The following is a 14,143-nucleotide window of genomic DNA, read 5'->3' on the forward strand; positions in this document are numbered from 1 at the left end:
AGAAAGCTGGATCATGCCCGCACCAAAGAGAAGTACAGCGAGGAAAGTGGACGCCGCCCCGTCCACCATGAAGGAACTGAAGGACACGTTGTGGAAGGCCGCGGACAAGCTGCGCGGGTCCATGGACGCCTCACAGTACAAGGATGTCATTTTGGGGCTGGTGTTCCTGAAGTACGTCTCGGACGCCTTCGACGAGCGGCGTGAGCAGATCCGCACCGAGCTGCTGGCCGAGGGGCTGGACGAGGACCAGATCGGCCAGCTCATTGACGACACCGACGAATACACCGGCCGCGGCGTGTTCTGGGTGCCGGCCCGTGCCCGGTGGCAGTATTTGGCGCAGAATGCCAAGGGCGCGCAGGCCACACTCGATGAGCATGCCAAGAGCATTGGCGAACTGATCGACGACGCGATGGCGTTCGTGATGGGGGCGAACCCGTCGCTGGCGGCCACGCTGCCGATGATCTTCAACAAGGACAACATTGACCAGCGGCGCCTGGGCGAGCTGCTGGATTTGTTCAACTCGGCCAAGTTCACCGGCCAGGGCGCCACCAAGGCGCGCGACCTGCTGGGCGAGGTCTACGAATACTTCCTGGAGAAGTTCGCCCGCGCGGAGGGCAAGCGCGGCGGCGAGTTCTACACGCCGGCCGGCGTGGTGCGGGTTCTGGTGGAGGTGCTGCGTCCGGACCATGGCCGTGTGTACGACCCCGCGTGCGGTTCGGGCGGCATGTTTGTGCAGGCCGAGAAGTTCCTCGAAGCGCACAACAAGGAAGGCTCGGAGATTTCGGTCTACGGGCAGGAACTCAACGAGCGCACCTGGCGGATGGCGAAGATGAACCTTGCCATCCACGGGCTCAACGGCAACCTGGCTTCGCGTTGGGGCGACACCTTTGCCCGCGATCAGCACCCGGACATGCAGGCCGATTTCGTCATGGCCAACCCCCCGTTCAACATAAAGGACTGGGCCCGTTCGGAGAGCGACCCCCGCTGGAAGTACGGCGTTCCGCCGGCCGGCAACGCGAACTATGCGTGGATCCAGCACATCATTTCCAAGCTGGCCCCGGGCGGCACGGCCGGTGTGGTCATGGCGAACGGCTCCATGTCCTCCAACTCCGGCGGCGAGGGCGAGATCCGTGCCCAGCTGGTCGAAGCCGACCTGGTTTCCTGCATGGTCGCACTGCCCACTCAGCTGTTCCGCTCCACCGGCATCCCCGTGTGCACGTGGTTCTTCGCCAAGGACAAGACCACCGGGGCTGGCGGGTCCGTGGACCGGACCGGGCAGGTCCTCTTCATTGACGCCCGCAACCTGGGACACATGGTGGATCGTGCGGAGCGTGCGCTGAGCGATGAGGACATCGCGCTGATTGCGGACACCTTCCACGCCTGGCGCGGCACCCCGCCGGTCGAGACCCCTTCGCTGGTCGAGCCTGTCGAGACCCCTTCGCTGGTCGAGACCCCTCCGCTTGTCGAGACCCCTTCGCTGGTCGAGCCCGTCGAGACCCCTCCGCTGGTCGAGCCTGTCGAGACCTACGCCGACATCCCCGGCTTCTGCAAGTCCGCCACCCTCGCGGAAATCAAGGCCGCCGACTACGCCCTCACCCCCGGTCGCTACGTTGGTGCGGCAGAGGTTGAGGACGACGGCGAGCCGATCGAGGAAAAGATCGACCGGCTTTCTGCGGAGCTGTTTGAGCAGTTCGACGAGTCCGACCGGCTGGCAGCCGTTGTCCGCGAGCAGCTGGGGCGGGTTTCATGAGTTTGCCCCACGGGTGGAATACGACGCCGATCGGCGAAGCTGGTAAGTGGCTCTCAGGTGGGACACCGAGCACTGGAAATTCCGAATACTGGAACGGTGATATCCCGTGGATCAGTTCCGGTAGTTTGACCAATTTCAGACTCACGACTTCGGACCGGAAGGTCACTGCTAAAGGTGCCGAAAACGGCACCCGAATGGTTCAGCCGAGGACCATCTTGATGGTCGTCCGCGGAATGTCATTGAAGAGTGAATTTCGCATTGGCGTGGCAATGCGGCCGATGACTTTCGGACAAGACTGCAAAGCCCTAGTAGCAGGGGAAAGCTTCGACCCAACTTTTTTGGCCTACGCAATTCTGGCCCAAACTCCGAAGATCTTAGGCATTGTCGACGAGGCCGGCCACGGCACTGGTCGTCTGAATTCTGACCAGCTTTATGCCGTAGAGATAGGCGTCCCACCGATGCCGGAGCAGCGCGCCATCGCAGAAGTCCTTGGCGCCCTCGACGACAAGATCGCCGCCAACACTAAACTCGCTACAACGACAACGAGTCTAATGACGGAATTGATAGCATCTTATTCTGCGACGGTTCCCTTGTCTGACGTGGTTGATCATCGGAAAACATCCAGAAACCCAAGCGCTCTCTCTCGCGGCAGGGTTGCTCACTTCAGCCTCCCTGCCTTTGATCTAGACAAGAGCCCGGAAGTTTGCGAACCCTCGACGATCAAGAGCAACAAGTTCTTGATAGATAAGCCTTCGGTGCTAATTTCCAAGCTGAATCCGCGGTTCCCAAGAATTTGGGACGTAGCAACGTTGCCGGGCATGATGTCTTTGGCCTCAACGGAGTTCTTGGTTCTGGAGCCGAAGTCGATTTCTACCGCCGTGCTCTTTGCCATCCTCTCGCAACCTTCATTCAGCGCTTCCTTGCAGACTCAAGTTGCGGGGACATCTAGCAGTCACCAACGAGTAAAACCAAGCGATCTGATGGCGACACGGATTCCGAACCCGGCAGCGATACCAGAATCTGTTCTGGCCCAGATCACTTCGCTGGGAGCGCATACTGCTTTGATGCGGTTGGAAAACAAGACATTGTCTGCCACCCGCGACGCGCTGCTGCCCCAGTTGATGTCCGGCAAGCTGCGCGTCAAGGACGCCGAACCGCTCGTCTCAGCAGCGGTCTGAAATAGGGGTGGCAATTGTGCAAGTATCACTTGCACAATTGGCCCCAAAGTAATTCGTTCCCTAATTAGTCGGGGACCTGCTCATCGTCATCGTCCGGGAACGGTTCCACTTGAACCAGAGGCATGTATGCGGGCAGTTCCAAAGTCTCCCTTGTGAGAGAAATTGCCACAGAGCCAGCCATGCGGGCATACTCATACAGGGCTTCACAAGCATCTGAAGCCCCAAAGAGTCGCGAAAAATCCTCGTCTGCATACGGAATTCCAGTATCAACGACTAGAGCTCCCACTGAGACGGTCACCTGAACTCCTTCGCCAGCACCATGCAGCCAGCCGAGTGCGTATCGCGCACTTTCCTCAGCGTCTCGTTCACCGTAGGAGACTTCCCACATCAGGTCGTGCGCCGATTCATCACCAGCATGGACTTCGACGCCCACCACCCTGTGATCGATACTAAGAAATAGTTGAGACTGGCTCATTTCGCTACCCCCATTGCGCTAATCAAACGCTTTTCGGTGAGTTTTTTCGCCTGCGCAGGAGCAGTTTGGTGTGCCCGTTGAACCTGACGCGCTCGGTATTGCTCCATCTGCACTATTCGTCCGCGCGCGGCCTGCTGACTTTGGACAGAAAAGGTGGACCGCAGTTCAAGCTTTGCCCCCAAAACATGAAGGGTCTTGGCTAGGCTTCTAACAGTGATGTTTCGTTCACCAGCAAGTCGAGCAGTGACCTCGCTCTTGCTGACGTTCAGCGCCCGAGCAAGTTCACTTTTGGTCATTGCAGAGCGTTCAAGCGCATTGGCAATTAGTTCACTGGCGTCGACCATGGCTGCCTCTTCCGCGTACGCCACGGCATATCCAGCATTTTCGGTGTCAAAGATCCCCATGATCTCGCCTTTCTCTTAATGTCCGCATTCTCTGAAAATATCCAGTGCTTTTTCTATCTCGGCCGGCACTCTATTGTCCTTCGGCTTATCCCGTCCATGGGTCGCATACCAATAGATACCGGCGTTTACCAGGTACAGCCGATATTTATCGGCCTTCAACTCAGCGACAACCAGTCCGCTAGATTCACGCCGGAGCTGCCGATAATTCTCAGGCGACTTGATCGGCGTTCCGTCCCGAAGATACTCCAGGTACCTCTGGTATCTGGCCTGGAAACGTTTTTGTAGACCTTGAATAAACTCAACTGAATCACACCTCCCCGATGGCCGAATCAGCCCAAGGATCGTGCCACAGTCATCCAAGAGCTCGATCGAACTCCTCAGGTGTTCAGTCATAACTGAACACCTGCTCTAAATCTACCAGACCACGCATCCATAGGCATGCACGATAAAGGGAACCGAAAACTTCCATGAGCCGAACATAACAGCAGGGTACGACACGATCCCTTCCACATCAGAAAACTGCCCCTTGAACCAACCACATCGTCTCGCGGCCCGAGCGAGAGGTGAGATATCGCTGGCACGCAAGTGCCCGACGTCGTGCATGGACTAGCGATTCGCTGCCCAGCGGGGTGAATCGAGAAGACCAGTCATCTCCAGGGGCAGGAGTCCGTCATCGAGAGACATCATCTGCACACACAGTTTACGAAGGGCCGCATGGTCAGGGAGATGGCGGCCGGCGATAGAACGCTCGAGCACGGTCACGCTCGTGATCATTTGCAGCTGCCCGGTCTGCGGTTCGGCAGTCCTAAGCCGGCCCAACCGGCGGGACTCGTGCGAGGCGAGGAGCTGCCCTCCACGATCGTCAATGAGAACAGTGACGTCGTATCCTCGCTCAGCTTGAGTGGCAGCATGGGCCACCACCATCATTTCGCCCAGATCTTTGCCGTTCTTGATCCGGCCCGACATGGGCATTTTCGCAATACGTTCAAAGCTCTCACTCAAGGGCCCGGCAGCATCGTCATTGAGGATTTCCAGTAACGCCCGCGGAAGCTTTCCAAGAACGCTCTGCGTGCGTGAAAAACGTTCATCGGTGCGAGCCTTGCGCGTCATTTCCGAATGGACCGTCTCGGGAACACATAGCGGCCCGAGCGCCTCAAACAACGTCCTCTCCCTATTGGATTAGAAGAAGTTCAGGCCGGGGCCCGCGTCCATAATCGGAAGTGCCCTCACATCCCATCGATCCGTTCGCTTAGGGGTTCGTCCGGATCGTCGAGTTCGTCCAGTGCTTCAAGGAAGAATCGATCTGATTCAATAGCTGGAAGGTCCTCGACACGTAACAATTCAGGTTCCACCGCCTTGGGTACGATGCCAGCGGCATCCAATTCAGCTTTAACCTCGGACGCAGGGACGCCTCGAATGGATGCCACAGTCTCAACTGTGATCACGCCTTGCTCATAGCCGCGGATGGCGCGAGTCAGCAGACGCTGCGGCGCACGGGTCCGGGAAGAATCAGCTTGAAGTGTCCGGTATTGGTCGAGCCAGCCGAATTGAGTGGCCAGCCTCGGAGTGCGGAGCGCCATCCATGCAGTCTTGGTTTGCGTGTTGATCAATCCCGCCGAGCAAAGCGCAATTGAAGCAATAGCAGGGGACACGAGGAATGTCTGTACGACGGACGAAAGGTCCGACAGGGATATTTGCCCTGCTGTACGGGCTCGCAGAAACCACTGAAGAGAATCCTCAGGAACGAGCAGATGACGCGCAAAGGCATCGGCACGCGTTTCCCGGAATTCACGAACTACAGGCACCGACTGCTGGAAGTCCACCCAGTCACAGAATATTGCGTGGGAGAGTTCGTGGGCGAGCGTGCTCCGTTGCCGCATCGGGTGATTCGTTTTGGCGACGCCAATAAATGTCGCTTCGCTTTTCGGGTCGAACATTGTGAGGCCATGCTCTCCACCGTTGGTTTCAACTTCCAGAACAGCCACGTCGATGTCCAGGCTGGTTTCAATGAGTGCAACCAAATCGGTCAGGGGCTGCAAGCCGAGTCCGTAATCCCTGCGGAACTTGGCAGCTGCAGCCTTGCCCTCTTGTTCGGCCGAAGGCGTGCTCATCTCAAATCGCCTGGGCATCCAGGTAAGCGTTGAGATCTGCGAATTGCAGCAGCCTGTCACGCATAACGGTCATCTGAGATCCATCTGTGGCGCGCGGGGCATAGAGCACCCTTGAGGCTGCGCCTGATCCGGTCAATGCAGACACAGAAATACCAGTGGCACGGGCAATATCGACCAACTCGCCAGTCTTTGCCATTCGATCGCCTGACACGATCCGGGACAAAGTGGACTGCGAGATTTCCGTGAGGTCCGAGAGCTGCCGCTGAGTCAAGCCAGCGGCCTCATAGGCTGTTTTCACGCGCCGCCCCACGCTGGTTGCGTCCATGGCACACCTCCTTGAATCAATTGCCTTTATTGATTCAATCGTAGCACCGCGCGCGCACACGGCAGTCAGAACCTTCCACCAGAACCGACCAGCGACCAGCGATCGCAACCACAAGGCACAGTGCGTGACGCTGGAACGGAAGTGGCCGGCGTCGAACATGCCGCACATTTCATCCGAGGCGGAACAATCACTGGCTCTGCGCGGCACCCTGATGCACCTGTTCTCGAGTGCATTACTCAATTACCGTGGTTATGTATCGAAATCAGGTACATAACCACGGCGTCGACAGGACTGCGCTGACCAGCACAACGCCCCCCCCGTGCGAATGAGTGCTTCGTTGCGCGCGCGAGGGATCAGCCTTGGCCTCTCGCAGGCGGAACTCTCCAATCAGCTGGGAATCTACTGTACAAGGATCAGCGCAATGGAGAACGGCACTTTCGGCAGCGCCAGGCTTCTGTTTGACGTGTCCGAAGGCATCGGACCGGACGTTTTCCTTCTCACCCGGGACACGGGAGTCGCCCGCGAGATTCGCCACCGCCAAGAATCCGCTTTCGGCGCGTCAGTGGGAACCAGAGTCAAGAGAGCTGCCCGTTCATGTCATCCTGAATGTCTGGCTGGACGGTGTCTACCGAGCTTTCCTAACCACTGACGGTCCCGGTGGAGGAGCCGCGCTCACATATACAACCGAGAGCATCGAAAAGTGAGGTGCCGGATTCCCGCTTGTCTCAGTCCGACTGACCGTTTCGAAAGACATGTACCCCGCCAACAGGAACCGCGCCTTCATTGACGGTCTACTTCCGGAAGGCCACGTCAGGGTACTCCTCGCGGACCGGGCCCGCGTCGCCGCCGACGACACGTTCGGCTTGCTGCGCGCCAACGGCATGGGCTGTGCCGGGGCCGTTCAAGGTGGCGGTGTTCGTGGGCTGACCGACACGGAACTTGCCGACGCCGTCGACGACCTTCCCTCAGCCCCCTGGGAGCCTCCGTGGACCCAGTTGTCCGGACAAGCTAGGGTGGGCTTCAGGGCAAGATGGTTGTCGCTGTTGGCGGCAACCGAATCGGCCTGCCGCTTAACGGCCTGCCCTCGTGCCACATTCTCAAAGCTTCAGCGAGCGCCGACTCCGAGATAGGCCGTTTGAGCAACTGTCACGGGTAGTCGTCGATGCCGCATCAGCCAACGAGAATGCGAGTCTCTTACATCAGGCCGGACGCCTGCATAAGCAGGTTTCCGCCGACGGAATCTGTGTCCACGAAAATGCCAATATCGCTGCGCCCATGCGCCGTTCCGCGGGCAACCGAACCAAAGAGCTTCGGGTTCGTCGCCGCATATTTCGCCAAGAGAGCTTGAAACTCGCCGCGGCGTGATTCGAGCATCTTGCGGAGGGCAAGTGTCTAGGGCGTCGGGACAAGGTTGGACACACCCCAAAGATACCAGGAGTGCTGGACGCTTCTCCCTACTGCATCAGACACTCCGGACGCACTTCCTCCAAATTCAAATGGTCTTTTGAGATGGCTGGTTGCCGGGGCGGCACTGGAAGACGCGGCCCCGGCGTCGTGCCTAACCAACCAGCACGGGCTCCTCCCAGCGCGCAGCCTCTTCAGTATCGGCGGCTGTTTGCACCAGAACGGGCTTGCCCATGGCTGCACCGATGACCTCCAGGAGCGCCTCCTTGCGGGCCTCGAAGAAGCCAGCAAAGTCATCGGCCTCAAGTTGCTCCACGGGGACCAGGTGCGCACGGATGGCATCACGGGTCTCGGCCAGGTCGAGCTGTGCCTTCTGCGCCAGCTCCCCCACATAACGGCTGGGCGCCTTGGCCGAAATGAAGCGGTTGGTGGCTGCCGAAATGGGCGTCTTGTTCACGATGCTCTGCACGTAGCGGTCATCAATACCGTTGTCGGCGCACCACTTTTGCGGGAAGATGTGGTGGATGTCCACACCAAAGTCTTGGTAGGAGCCTTGGTTGATGGTCCGGTTGTAGACCCAGTCCTTGACGTCCCCGCCCATGGTCAAGGCATAGATCCCCTTGTAGGCTGCCGAATTGCGGGTGCGCAGCGTGAAGAGGCGAGAAGGGTCGAACGAGGCGGCAGCAACTGTGCCCGGCTCGTTGCCACCGTGCACCCACGCCTCAACTTCACCCAAGTCCCTTGCAAAACGCGTCTCCACTGCCCCGCCATACAGCTCCCCGAGGACACCGCACCAGTACCACTGGACCAGCAGTTTTGACACACCCATCAAGTCCGCGTCACTACCGAGAACCACGCGAAGTGCAGCAAGTGGCACCAACTGGGTGCGGTAGGGGATGTCCTTTCGTTTGAAAATGGACCGGGCATTCAGGAACTGCCCCGCCCAGATAAATGCGTTGGATAGCGGCTCGGCCCACCTGCGGTAATCCTCCACGGTAAGTTTGAGGATGTCCTTGCGTTTGCAGCTGATGCCCGGGCGCTTCTCATCCGGTCCTGCATGGTCCAGGCGGCGCTGGCGGCTGGTCAGCAGGCTCACCGCCTGCATGAAGTCAGTGTTCTCCACCCCACCCAGCACCTCGTAGGCGTCAACCATGCGCTTTTTGCGTTCCTGCCAATCATCATTGAGCCTGAAATCCGAGCTTCCGGCGGCGAACGTGGCCGTGAGCAGTTCAAAGACGTTCAAGGCCACGCCGCCGGTGTTGACCTTTTCAAAGACGGTGCACACCGCCTCCCGTGAAGTGGTGTTCCGAAGCTCAATAACGGGAACCTTGTATTCCTTTAAAGCTCGCAACGGGCCGGAAGTGAAAGCGGTAAGCTGCTGCAGCAAGTCTTGGCTATCAACATTGCCATCCACCCTCCTCATGCCCATCGCCTGAAGACTGTAACTCATGGCATAATGCTCGTCAAAGACCCGATTCAACGGGAAGACACCGGCTGCTATTTCCTTTTCCAAGGTTGAGTAGTCGGCCTCAACCTTCCTGCCAAAGTCGGACCTGACTATACGGTCCTCCGGCACAAAGAAGATGGCATCGTCTTCCATGTCTGCGGTTTCATCCAGCGACTCGGCAATGCGAATGTAGAACCAGCCGCGCATGGATTTGCCGCGAGTGTCGGTGGTGTCCACAGCGTCCTGGCTTTTTAGCGACTGAAACAGGGATGTGAGCCGTTGCTGACCGTCGAGCAACAACCACTCCGGGGCCGGGTTTGCGGTGCGAACACCCGAGATGGGGCGCACGGCAAAATTGACCTCATCCGATCCTGTTTCCAATGCCATGACCACGCCGACGGGAAAACCCTTTGTGAGACTGGCCAGAAGACTGCGGATCCGATCGACATCCCACTTCCAAGGACGCTGAAAGTCCGGCAATTGGATCCTGCCGTCAGTGACGCTGGTCAAAAGTTCCCGCAGGTCCCGGATAGGGCTGTCAAACGACAATGATCCTCCTCGTAGCGACTATGCACGCCGCCGGGCAGCGCAACTCCATGACTGAGGCTACCTGCTTACCGGGATTTACTCAGAATGTTTCCGGCAGCGCGGTTAAGCCTTCTCCAAATTCAAATGAGACTTGGAGAAAACTTGGAGTTTGGAGGCGGGGCCACGCTGGAAGGTGAGATCAACGGCGTCGTGCGCCGCATGGCGAGAACATTCAGGTCCATTGCGGAAGCCACGAACTTGGACCATCAGATGAGTAAAACATCAAGCTGCGGCGCATCGTTGAGCGCGGGCCTTGCAGGTATTTGGGTTAGTCCTGCGGCTCTGTGGCTTGGGCCAAGCCGAGGGCTTGGAATCCCGGCAGCAATCGTAAGCTGGAGACGGTGCTGGCCCGGTGTCACCGCCGCCACTGCGGGCAACTATCAACCATGCCACGACACAATCCAGCAGCTGTCATGAGGCCCGAATTTGTGCGAGTAAGCTCAGCTATGCAATACCTTGGCATCCAATGATGGGGGCCTGTTTTCCAACCATGATGGGGGCTCATTGTGTCAGACAAGCCAGTTCTGCTATTCCTGCACGGCGTAGGCGACGGTGACCCCGATGGCCAATGGAAGGCGGCACTAGAGCAGTCCCTGGCACGCTCCGGCTATCCAAGCCTCGACGCCGCTACCGTCATAGCTCCCATGTATGCGCATGCGCTCAAGGGTTTCGATGAACCGGAGCAGTTGCCCGCCCGCACTTTCAAGGCGCCCAACCGTGACGCTGCCAAGCTGAATCGCAGGGATTTCGAGCGCCGCCTTGCCGCCATGGAGCACAGGATCGGCAGGCAGGACCAGGAACACCCCTTCAATGAGGCCATGGCGTACGTCGCGACACCCGTTCATGACTGGGCCGCCGATCTGGCAGTGCAGGTCAAGTCCTTTAAGCAAGCGGCGAACTACTTGAGCAGCAAGCAAATCCGCGCCCAGGTCCTGAACCGCATTCTGGCCGCAGTGCCCGAATCCGGCAAGGTGGTCATTGTGGCCCACAGCTTGGGATCCGTCATCGCTGCCGACCTGCTGCTGCGGCTCCCCGTGGATGTTGAAGTTTCCGCCTTGATCACCATTGGCAGCCCACTGGCCAACGGGCGATTCAAGCTCGATGATTTGCGTGATGCACTGACCGACCCGCCGCCTCATCTGTCATGGTGGGTCAATTTCAGGAATGCGTGGGATCCGGTGGCCATTAGGCGCGGACTGTCTTCCGTATTTCCGTGGATGCTGGACCACACCATCAACACAGGTAGTGACACCAACCCCGCTGTCCCGCATGGCGCGATCGCCTATCTTGGTCACAGCACCGTGGCTGACACGATTGGATGTGCGCTCTTTGGTTCCAGGTCCAAGGAGATTGCCTTCGTCCAACCAGCCGTGGACATCCCGCTCAACGAGGTTGAAGTCAAGACATTGATGGGTTTGCGCTACTGCCATCTCATCAAGAATGAGTTGAGCGGCGACATGCGGCGCCGTTACCTCATCGCGCTACGATCTGTTCAGTCGCAGACAATTTCTGATCTTTACGCGCACAATGCAGCCACGAACCGGCCCATCCCATCGCAGTTGGCTCGGCTCGACTTTGACTATTCCAATGACAACTCACTACTGCCGGAACCGACCTTCGACCGGTCGGGAACTTCAAAGGAAGAGGCTGTCACCCTGCTGACAGCAGTCTCCACAACAAACGTTATTGCCCCCTTCGACATCACAGTTTCGAAAGAGATAGAGCAGACGGCGCTGGAAGAACTGGCCTCGGAAATGGGGCTGAAACGTCAGTTCGGGTCCGATGTCCTGGAGGCGGGAAAACGTGCCCAAGGCATCCTGCGAGACAGCCAAAATATGCAATGGGTCAAGGTTGGGGCCCTGGTGGCTGGCACAGCGGCATTGGTTGTCGGTACCGGAGGGCTTGCCTTGACGGCCGCCCCCGGCCTTGCGGGCGCAGCTGTTATCACCAGCGCCTTGGCCAGCTTTGGTCCCGGCGGAATGATTGGCGGGCTGATAACAGCGGGTGCCTTGGTGGGTGGCGGCGGGCTACTGGCCGGTTCCGGCGGAGGAACCATGGTGGCCGGCCTCGCAGGGGACGAGACCAGTGTTGATCAATTCGAAGGATTCCTCGCGCTGCAGTTGGCAGCGGTAATACTTCGCCAGCAGCACAAGATCGACAGCGACCCCTCCGTGTGGCAAGTGCTGACCGAGATAGAAACACGGGTCAGCCGACAACATGAGCGCCTTGATGAAATCTCGGACCCCAAGTCCTCCTCCGTTGCATCTCTGGCCAAGAAGCGCATCATGGTGAAGCGGGCACTCAAATACATGAGTGACAACGGCCTCGAACCCGGCGGACCAGAGAAGGCCGAACCATTGCCCAAAGCTGTGGAAAAGCGCGCGGCACGCTTCATGCCCCAACTGCAGCGCGGCAGGTAGCCCCGCCCGCGGCAACCATCGGCTGGGACCCGCCGGTCCGGCGTCGTACGTGGATTACGACGCAGGCCGGCGGCGGTTGGATGACTAGAACAGCTCCGCGAGCTCTTCGTCCAGCGCCTCGCGGTCGAACTCCTTCGGGTCCAAGGTTTCCCCCTGCTCCATGCCCAGCCAGCCCCGGTATTCGGTGTGCTCCTCGTGGGCGGGATCGTTGACAGCCGCCACAACGTTCTGCCAGCCCCAAGCGCCTCCGCAGTCCTCGGCCGGCCCCATTCCCCGGCCCCCAGTACAGCGCACGGCCGGGCCTTTGGCGAACGGCAAAACCTTCTCCAGGGTGATCCGGTGGCGCCAATTGTCGCCGAAATCGTAGGTGTAGCTGATGTGGTCCTTCTCCGCGTTCAGCAGCTGGCCCACGGTCACGGCAGCCTCATCCTGGGGCGGGTCACCAAAGCCGTCGTCATAGTCGTAGGAAGTCAGCGGTCCGTAGTTGGTGCCGTTGCGCCCCCCGACGTTGAACTCGTGCAGGTGGTAGTCCAACCATTCAAAACTTGCCTGAATAATGCTGTGCAATTGCGCCAGGGTCAGGTCCGAACGCAGCACCAACCGGCGCCACACCGGCGGCTTCGTGTCCTCAATGGCCACCTTCAGCTGCAGCAGCGGCACCGGATGGGTCGGTGCCGGGCCTGGGCCCCCACTGACGGACCCCGGAAGACGTGGACCGGCGACGCCGCCGCCCTCCACGTGCCCACCCATCGCCAGCAAAACCATGGGCACCAGGGCCGGCCGCACCCGCACGGCCCCATCCATGGTGACCAGGCCCAACTCTTCCAGCTCCGCCATGCGCTGGCGCAGGAGCCGGCCGCCAAACTCATCCATGCCCATGCTCTCAAGGGTTTCCGGGTTCTCCAGCAAGGACAACGGAATCGTGTGCCCGGCGAGCGCTGCGGCGTACAGCAGTCCGGCCTGGGCCTCCGCGGCCGGGGCAACCCACGGCGCCCAATCCTGCTCCCCCTTGACCGCCACGGAGAGGAAGTTGGCCATCAATCCGCGCAAGGCTGCCAGATGTGCCGGGTGCCCGGGGCTCAGCATCGCCTCGACGTTGGGGGTGGGCCATGCCTTGGTGGAGCCGACGTCGATAAATCCGCCACCCTCCAGCGCCGCCCAGATCTTCGACAGCAGGGGCAGCTCATGCATGGTCTTCACAATCAGGGGTGTGCCGGGCTCCAGGCCCTCCGCGTTGAAACCGGGTATTAGTTGGCGTTTCGCATTGCGCCCGGCCCCCTTGGCCGCCAGCCCCACGGCCGCCGCGGCGCCCTCAATCTCCGTCAGCTTGAGCGCCCCGGTGGAAGTAACCTGCTTGCCGTCGCCGAGCCATTGCAGCAAGGACGTCAGATGCTTGGCCAGTTGGGTTTCGGACAGCGCGGCAAGTTCCTGCTCCGCGCTCGGGGGCTCCGGCAGGTCCATTCCACCGAGCTCCTCCACTTCCTCGGCATCCATGTGGAACAAGTCATGGATTTGCTCATAGTCCTCCTGGGTGCCGGTCCAGATGCCCGCCTCGTCCAAAAACTCCAGAAACAGGTGGATGGCCTCATGGGCGAACATGAGCGGCTCGTCATCGCCGCCGCTTGCTTCGTCCATGGTCGCAAACAGGGAAGCCAGGGCCTCGCCAAACGGTTCGGCCGCAAATTCGGTGGCCACCGACGACGGCGCCACCTCAAAGTACGCCATCACCAGCAGCTCCACCGGCTTCAGGAAATCCATGGCGTCCTGCGCCGAGATGTCTCGGGTGTCCTTGCACCACTGGATGAAGGCAGGTACGACGGCGTCCACGGCACGGGAGGCGCGCAGCCCTCCAACGGAGGTGACAGTGCGTTGCTCGCTGGGACGCTTGGGCTTCTTGGGCATGGGTTTCCTTTGGGCGGGCGGGCAGGGTCTCGACTACATATTCTATCCGCGGCGGCTGGCCGGGTGGATGCTGGACTTGCGTGCAGCCACGATCCGGCACACCCCTCAGCACACTGATAACCCCTCCTACCGGGTAATA

The 14,143-nt window shown here is 59.7% G+C and carries 13 protein-coding genes and 1 pseudogene; 5 read left to right on the forward strand and 9 right to left on the reverse strand.

The window, feature by feature from the left end; translation table 11 throughout:
- The first annotated feature begins 13 nt into the window (after positions 1-13).
- Complete coding sequence (locus JOF48_RS05355) at positions 14-1,750, forward strand: class I SAM-dependent DNA methyltransferase (RefSeq protein WP_209678111.1); 1,737 nt, start codon at positions 14-16, stop codon at positions 1,748-1,750.
- On the forward strand, positions 1,747-2,928 hold the full coding sequence (locus JOF48_RS05360) for a restriction endonuclease subunit S (RefSeq protein ID WP_209678114.1): 1,182 nt from the start codon (positions 1,747-1,749) through the stop codon (positions 2,926-2,928). Before JOF48_RS05355 ends, JOF48_RS05360 begins: the two co-directional genes overlap by 4 nt.
- Before the next feature lie 64 nt (positions 2,929-2,992).
- Here the strand turns inward: JOF48_RS05360 and JOF48_RS05365 are convergent, their stop codons facing one another.
- The 6 genes from JOF48_RS05365 to JOF48_RS05390 all read right to left on the reverse strand — a co-directional run bounded on the left by JOF48_RS05365 (position 2,993) and on the right by JOF48_RS05390 (position 6,243).
- On the reverse strand, positions 2,993-3,403 hold the full coding sequence (locus JOF48_RS05365) for a hypothetical protein (protein WP_209678117.1): 411 nt from the start codon (positions 3,401-3,403) through the stop codon (positions 2,993-2,995).
- The gene (locus JOF48_RS05370) at positions 3,400-3,807 is read right to left on the reverse strand and encodes a helix-turn-helix domain-containing protein (protein ID WP_209678119.1); all 408 of its coding nucleotides are present in this window, start codon (positions 3,805-3,807) and stop codon (positions 3,400-3,402) included. Before JOF48_RS05370 ends, JOF48_RS05365 begins: the two co-directional genes overlap by 4 nt.
- Before the next feature lie 15 nt (positions 3,808-3,822).
- Positions 3,823-4,200, reverse strand: a complete 378-nt coding sequence (locus JOF48_RS05375) for a hypothetical protein (protein WP_209678121.1) — start codon at positions 4,198-4,200, stop codon at positions 3,823-3,825.
- 213 nt (positions 4,201-4,413) lie between these two features.
- A complete protein-coding gene (locus JOF48_RS05380) occupies positions 4,414-4,968 on the reverse strand; it encodes a PIN domain-containing protein (RefSeq protein ID WP_209678123.1) in 555 nt (184 codons plus the stop codon).
- A gap of 65 nt (positions 4,969-5,033) precedes the next feature.
- Positions 5,034-5,918: an ImmA/IrrE family metallo-endopeptidase gene (locus JOF48_RS05385; protein ID WP_209678125.1), complete on the reverse strand. Its 885-nt coding sequence runs from the start codon at positions 5,916-5,918 to the stop codon at positions 5,034-5,036.
- 1 nt (position 5,919) lies between these two features.
- Positions 5,920-6,243, reverse strand: coding sequence for a helix-turn-helix domain-containing protein (locus JOF48_RS05390; protein WP_209678127.1), 324 nt, complete (start codon positions 6,241-6,243; stop codon positions 5,920-5,922).
- Between JOF48_RS05390 and JOF48_RS05395 the strand changes: the two genes are divergently transcribed.
- Together JOF48_RS05395 and JOF48_RS20140 are read left to right on the forward strand one after the other, a co-directional pair.
- Entirely contained in the window at positions 6,242-6,517 is a 276-nt protein-coding gene (locus JOF48_RS05395) for a hypothetical protein (RefSeq protein WP_209678129.1), read from the forward strand. The two genes, JOF48_RS05390 and JOF48_RS05395, sit on opposite strands and share 2 nt — an antisense overlap.
- Positions 6,518-6,974: 457 nt before the next feature.
- Positions 6,975-7,373 (forward strand): annotated as a pseudogene (locus tag JOF48_RS20140) (HipA N-terminal domain-containing protein); the annotation flags it as partial.
- A gap of 64 nt (positions 7,374-7,437) precedes the next feature.
- On the opposite strand, the gene JOF48_RS05405 reads toward JOF48_RS20140, so the two are convergent.
- Together JOF48_RS05405 and JOF48_RS05410 are read right to left on the reverse strand one after the other, a co-directional pair.
- Entirely contained in the window at positions 7,438-7,617 is a 180-nt protein-coding gene (locus JOF48_RS05405) for a nucleotidyltransferase family protein (RefSeq protein WP_209678135.1), read from the reverse strand.
- A gap of 184 nt (positions 7,618-7,801) precedes the next feature.
- Complete coding sequence (locus JOF48_RS05410) at positions 7,802-9,643, reverse strand: DUF262 domain-containing protein (RefSeq protein ID WP_209678138.1); 1,842 nt, start codon at positions 9,641-9,643, stop codon at positions 7,802-7,804.
- A 545-nt stretch (positions 9,644-10,188) separates the two neighbouring features.
- On the opposite strand from JOF48_RS05410, the gene JOF48_RS05415 reads away from it, so the two are divergent.
- Entirely contained in the window at positions 10,189-12,102 is a 1,914-nt protein-coding gene (locus tag JOF48_RS05415) for a lipase family protein (RefSeq protein WP_209678141.1), read from the forward strand.
- 84 nt (positions 12,103-12,186) lie between these two features.
- On the opposite strand, the gene JOF48_RS05420 is transcribed toward JOF48_RS05415, so the two are convergent.
- The gene (locus JOF48_RS05420; RefSeq protein ID WP_209678144.1) at positions 12,187-14,004 is read right to left on the reverse strand and encodes a plasmid pRiA4b ORF-3 family protein; all 1,818 of its coding nucleotides are present in this window, start codon (positions 14,002-14,004) and stop codon (positions 12,187-12,189) included.
- Positions 14,005-14,143 lie beyond the last annotated feature (139 nt).

The organism is Arthrobacter stackebrandtii (genome assembly GCF_017876675.1).
Taxonomy (GTDB): domain Bacteria; phylum Actinomycetota; class Actinomycetes; order Actinomycetales; family Micrococcaceae; genus Specibacter; species Specibacter stackebrandtii.